Origin of the sequence: Methanoculleus frigidifontis, assembly GCF_030464345.1 — an archaeon.
Lineage (GTDB): Archaea > Halobacteriota > Methanomicrobia > Methanomicrobiales > Methanoculleaceae > Methanoculleus_A > Methanoculleus_A frigidifontis.
Map to the genome: position 1 here is coordinate 1 of NZ_VCYH01000021.1, position 5,160 is coordinate 5,160.

The window sequence follows — 5,160 nt, forward strand, 5'->3', positions numbered from 1 at the left end:
TGACCGCGGTTTATGCGGGTTGGTTCTGACGTTGGCATTGGCAATGCGGAAATCTGTTTAGTAACCGCTAATTCCACCCAAGTTTAAGCAAGTGTGCATTACTTCCAAATTCTGGTTGATCCTGCCAGAGGTCACTGCTATCGGGGTTCGATTAAGCCATGCGAGTCGAGAGGGTTCAGACCCTCGGCGGACTGCTCAGTAACACGTGGATAACCTGCCCTACGGTGGGGGATACCTCCGGGAAACTGGAGACAATACCCCATAGGTTACGGAAGCTGGAATGCTCTGTAACCGAAAGTTCCGGCGCCGTAGGATGGATCTGCGGCCGATTAGGTTGTTGTTGGGGTAGAGGCCCACCAAGCCTGTAATCGGTACGGGTTGTGGGAGCAAGAGCCCGGAGATGGACTCTGAGACACGAGTCCAGGCCCTACGGGGCGCAGCAGGCGCGAAAACTTTACAATGCGGGAAACCGTGATAAGGGAACCTCGAGTGCCCGTAAACGCGGGCTGTTCAGGTGTTTAAAACGCACCTGAAGAAAGGGCCGGGCAAGACCGGTGCCAGCCGCCGCGGTAATACCGGCGGCTCGAGTGGTGGCCGCTATTATTGGGCTTAAAGCGTTCGTAGCTGGGTTGTTAAGTCTCTTGGGAAATCTGGCAGCTTAACTGTCAGGCGTCTAAGAGATACTGGCACTCTAGGAACCGGGAGAGGTGAGGGGTACTTCGGGGGTAGGAGTGAAATCCTGTAATCCTCGAGGGACCACCTGTGGCGAAGGCGCCTCACCAGAACGGCTTCGACAGTGAGGGACGAAAGCTGGGGGAGCAAACCGGATTAGATACCCGGGTAGTCCCAGCCGTAAACGATGCGCGTTAGGTGTATCGACGACCACGAGTTGTCGAGGTGCCGAAGGGAAACCGTGAAACGTGCCGCCTGGGAAGTACGGTCGCAAGGCTGAAACTTAAAGGAATTGGCGGGGGAGCACCACAACAGGTGGAGCCTGCGGTTTAATTGGACTCAACGCCGGGAATCTCACCGGATAGGACAGCGGAATGATTGCCGGGCTGAAGACTCTGCATGACTAGCTGAGAGGAGGTGCATGGCCGTCGTCAGTTCGTACTGTGAAGCATCCTGTTAAGTCAGGCAACGAGCGAGACCCACGCCAACAGTTGCCAGCATATCCCCCGGGATGATGGGGACACTGTTGGGACCGCCTCTGCTAAAGAGGAGGAAGGAATGGGCAACGGTAGGTCAGCATGCCCCGAATTATCCGGGCTACACGCGGGCTACAATGGGCAGGACAATGGGTATCGACACCGAAAGGTGAAGGCAATCTCCTAAACCTGCTCGTAGTTCGGATTGTGGGCTGTAACTCGCCCACATGAAGCTGGAATCTGTAGTAATCGCGTTTCAAAATAGCGCGGTGAATATGTCCCTGCTCCTTGCACACACCGCCCGTCAAACCACCCGAGTGGGGTTTGGATGAGGCTGCGGTCGTTGCCGTAGTCGAATCTAGGTTCCGCAAGGGGGGTTAAGTCGTAACAAGGTAGCCGTAGGGGAATCTGCGGCTGGATCACCTCCTAAAGAAATATGCTTGGGTTCGTATGCGGTTATTAAACAGACTGTAAAATTGCCGATGTCAACAGTCGACCAGGGCTCATAGCTCAGTTGGAAGAGCGCCGCCTTTGCGAGGCGGAGGCCGGGGGTTCAAATCCCCCTGAGTCCACTTTCAATGCACCCGGAGATGCGAGTCACCGGGGAAGGGCTGAAGGTCTTTGACCTGACGACGCCGTGTACAGGTGTGCACTCTGGACGTTAAATGAGTTCAGCGGAACGGCTTTCTGCCAGTCAGTGGATGGCTCGGTTCGAGTGCCGAAGAAGGGCGTGCCAAGCTGCGATAAGCTCCGGGAAGACGCAAGGAATCTATGATCCGGAGATCCCCGAATGGGACATCCCAGCACTTCGGTGTTGATCCGTTGAGGATCGGGAACCCCCCGAATTGAAACATCTTAGTAGGGGGAGGAAAAGAAATCAACCGAGATGTCGTGAGTAGAGGCGATCGAAACCGACAGAGTTTAAACCGAATCCCGCAAGGGAGATGTGGTGTCGTAAGCCTGCCGTTCGGGCACCAATGCGAAACGGAAGTTTTCTGGAACGTTGCACCAAAGAGGGTGATAGTCCCGTACGTGTATGCGGCGGTGTCCAGGCAGTGTCTTGAGTACCGTGGGTTGGAATTCTCGCGGGAATCTGGGGGTCATCAACCTCCAAAACTAAATACAACTCGAAACCGATAGCGTACTAGTAGCGTGAGCGAAGGCTGAAAAGTAACCCTGGAAAGGTGGTGAAAAGCGCCTGAAATTGACTGGTGATAGTGGGATATGGCGTGCAAGGATCTTCGTCGCGAAGGAACCCGTCGCGAGGCGGTAGTACGGGCGGCGTTGCCGATGTCATATCGTACGTTTTGAAGAACGGGCCAGAGAGTTTATTCTATAGGCGAAGGTTAACCCAAAAGGGGAGCCGAAGGGAAACCAACAGGTCCGTAGCACTTCTGTGCATGGGACGGCGTATTAAAAGTGCGTGGAGTCTGTAGGATAAGACCCGAAGCCCAGCGATCTATGCGTGGGCAGGTTGAAGCGTGGCGAAAGCTGCGTGGAGGACCGCAAGCGGTTTTGATATGCAAATCATTCGCGTGACCTGCGTATAGGAGTGAAAGATTAATCGAGCTGGGCATCAGCTGGTTCCTCTCGAAACATGCCGCAGCATGACCTGGCCGGAGATAGTCGGTGAGGTAGAGCACTGATTGGGGGAGTTGGGGGAGAAATCCCTCACCCTCCTGTCAAACTCCAAATTCCCCGACGTCGAAGATGGCTGGTAGTCCGGACTACGGGGTAAGCTTGTAGTCCGTAAGGGAGACAACCCAGACCGTGGTTAATGTCCCTCAATGTAGGCTAAGTGTCAACACTGAAAGGCGTCCCAGGCCAAAGACAACTGGAAGGTGAGCTCAGAAGCAGCTATCCTTTAAAAAGTGCGTAACAGCTTACCAGTCGAGGTTTGGGGCACTGAAAATGGACGGGGCTAAAGCCTACTACAGAGACCACGGCCCACCGCAAGGTGATGGCGTAGAGAGGCGTTCTGCCTGGGTAGAAGCAGGGGCGTAAGGTCCTGTGGACCGGGTAGAATTGAGAATTCTGGCATCAGTAGAAGCAGAGTTGGGTGAGAATCCCAACCGCCGGAGGGGCTAGGTTTCCTCGGCAATGTTCGTCAGCCGAGGGTTAGTCGGTCCTAAGGTGTACCGTAACTCGAGTACATCAAAAGGGAAACAGGTTAATATTCCTGTACCATTCATCTGCAGTTCTTCGGAACCCTGACACTTCGGGATATGCTGAGCGGGGTCGTCGCCCCGTCTAAGCGTCCAACCCCGTGGAGTACCGCAATGGTGAGAAGCGGGCGAAAGCGTGATGGAGCAATTCAGCAAATTCCTGGAGTCCGTGAAAAGGGAGATGAGTGTCCGTACCAAGATCTGACACAGGTGCCCCTAGCTGAAAAGGCTAAGGCGTGTCGGTTTAATCGTGTTAAGGGAACTCGGCAAAATGGCCCCGTAACTTTGGGAGAAGGGGTGCCTGCCTGGCGATCAGGCAGGTCGCAGTGACCAGGGGACTCTGACTGTCTAATAACAACATAGGTGACTGCAACTCGGAAACGACTAGTATAGTCACTGATTCCTGCCCAGTGCGAGTATCTGAATACCGGGTTCAACCGGACGAAGGACTCGTAAACGGCGGGGGTAACTATGACCCTCTTAAGGTAGCGTAGTACCTTGTCGCTTAATTGGCGACTTGCATGAATGGATTAACAAGAGTCCTACTGTCCCTAACACGAAACCGTTGAACATTTTATACTAGTGCAGAGACTAGTGACCCCAAATGGGAAGTGAAGACCCCGTGGAGCTTTACTGCAGCCTGTTGCTGTGTTACGGTATTCCTTGCGCAGCGTAGATGGGAGACGTCGAACCATCCCTTCCGGGGGATGGGGAGTCGCCGTTGAGACACCATCCTAGGTTTACTGTAACACTCACTCAAGTGCGAGGACAACGATAGGTAGGCAGTTTGGGTGGGGCGCCACACCCTCGAAAAAATATCAAGGGTGCCCTAAGGTCAACTCATGTGAGTCAGAAACTCACAGGAGAGTGTCAAGAGCAAAAGTTGGCTTGACGCGATCACGCACAGCAAGTGATCGCGAGAGGAAACTCGGGTCTAACGAACCAATATGCCTTATTGGTGAGGGCTATTGACGACAGAAAAGCTACCCCGGGGATAACAGAGTCGTCGCCGGCAAGAGCACATATCGACCCGGCGGCTTGCTACCTCGATGTCGGTTCTTTCCATCCTGGCTGTGCAGCAGCAGCCAAGGGTGAGGTTGTTCGCCTATTAAAGGGGATCGTGAGCTGGGTTTAGACCGTCGTGAGACAGGTCGGTTACTATCTATTTGGGGTGTCCGGAGTCTGAGGGTAAGATGGAAATAGTACGAGAGGAACTTTCCGTCGTCGCCTCTGGTCGATCGGTTGTCCGACAGGGCAATGCCGAGCAGCTACGCGATAAGGGGTAAAAGCTGAAAGCATCTAAGCTTGAAACCCGGCCTGAAAAGAGACTCCTTTGAGGACACGGATACAAGATCCGTTTGATAGGCTTGGGATGTACGCACGAAGGTAACGACGTGTTCAGTCCGCAAGTACTAACGTCCGATGCCGTCCGCCGAACTCAGACGAAATCCAGAGTGTACACCTGCCGGTTGCGCGAGCAAAGGGTTTATACCCGATGAACGCCTGACCTACATACACGGCCTGCCAAGGTGGCGGAGCGGCCACGCGGTTGACTGCAGATCAACTACACCCCGGTTCAAATCCGGGCCTTGGCTTTGGTAATAGCGGCCATAGCAGAGGGGACACACCTGGACCCATCTCGAACCCAGCAGTTAAGCCCTCCCACGTATCCCGCGGTACTGAGGTACGCGAGTCCTCGGGAACCGGGATTCGCTGCTATTACCTTCCTTTAACGCATTGAACGCCAACACTTCTTCTGACCACATCCTTCCCCGCGAGCGACAGCGCTTCGCGCACGTCACGGCATCACACCAGGATGCCCAGGGGTTCACGCACCCGGTGACGCA

At 54.5% G+C, this 5,160-nt stretch carries 2 tRNA genes and 3 rRNA genes; all 5 read left to right on the forward strand.

Features of this window, described 5'->3' with window-relative positions:
• Window positions 1-108 precede the first annotated feature (108 nt).
• The 5 genes from FGU65_RS15720 (at window position 109) to rrf (ending at window position 5,035) form a co-directional block, all read left to right on the forward strand.
• A 16S ribosomal RNA gene (locus FGU65_RS15720) occupies window positions 109-1,576 on the forward strand.
• 71 nt (window positions 1,577-1,647) lie between these two features.
• Window positions 1,648-1,720, forward strand: a tRNA-Ala gene (locus tag FGU65_RS15725).
• A 101-nt stretch (window positions 1,721-1,821) separates the two neighbouring features.
• Window positions 1,822-4,748 (forward strand): 23S ribosomal RNA (locus FGU65_RS15730).
• Between the two features lie 88 nt (window positions 4,749-4,836).
• Window positions 4,837-4,908 (forward strand) — tRNA-Cys (locus tag FGU65_RS15735).
• A gap of 5 nt (window positions 4,909-4,913) precedes the next feature.
• A 5S ribosomal RNA gene (gene rrf / locus FGU65_RS15740) occupies window positions 4,914-5,035 on the forward strand.
• Together the 16S, 23S and 5S rRNA genes with 2 tRNA genes alongside form the textbook arrangement of a ribosomal RNA operon.
• The last annotated feature ends 125 nt before the right edge of the window (window positions 5,036-5,160 follow it).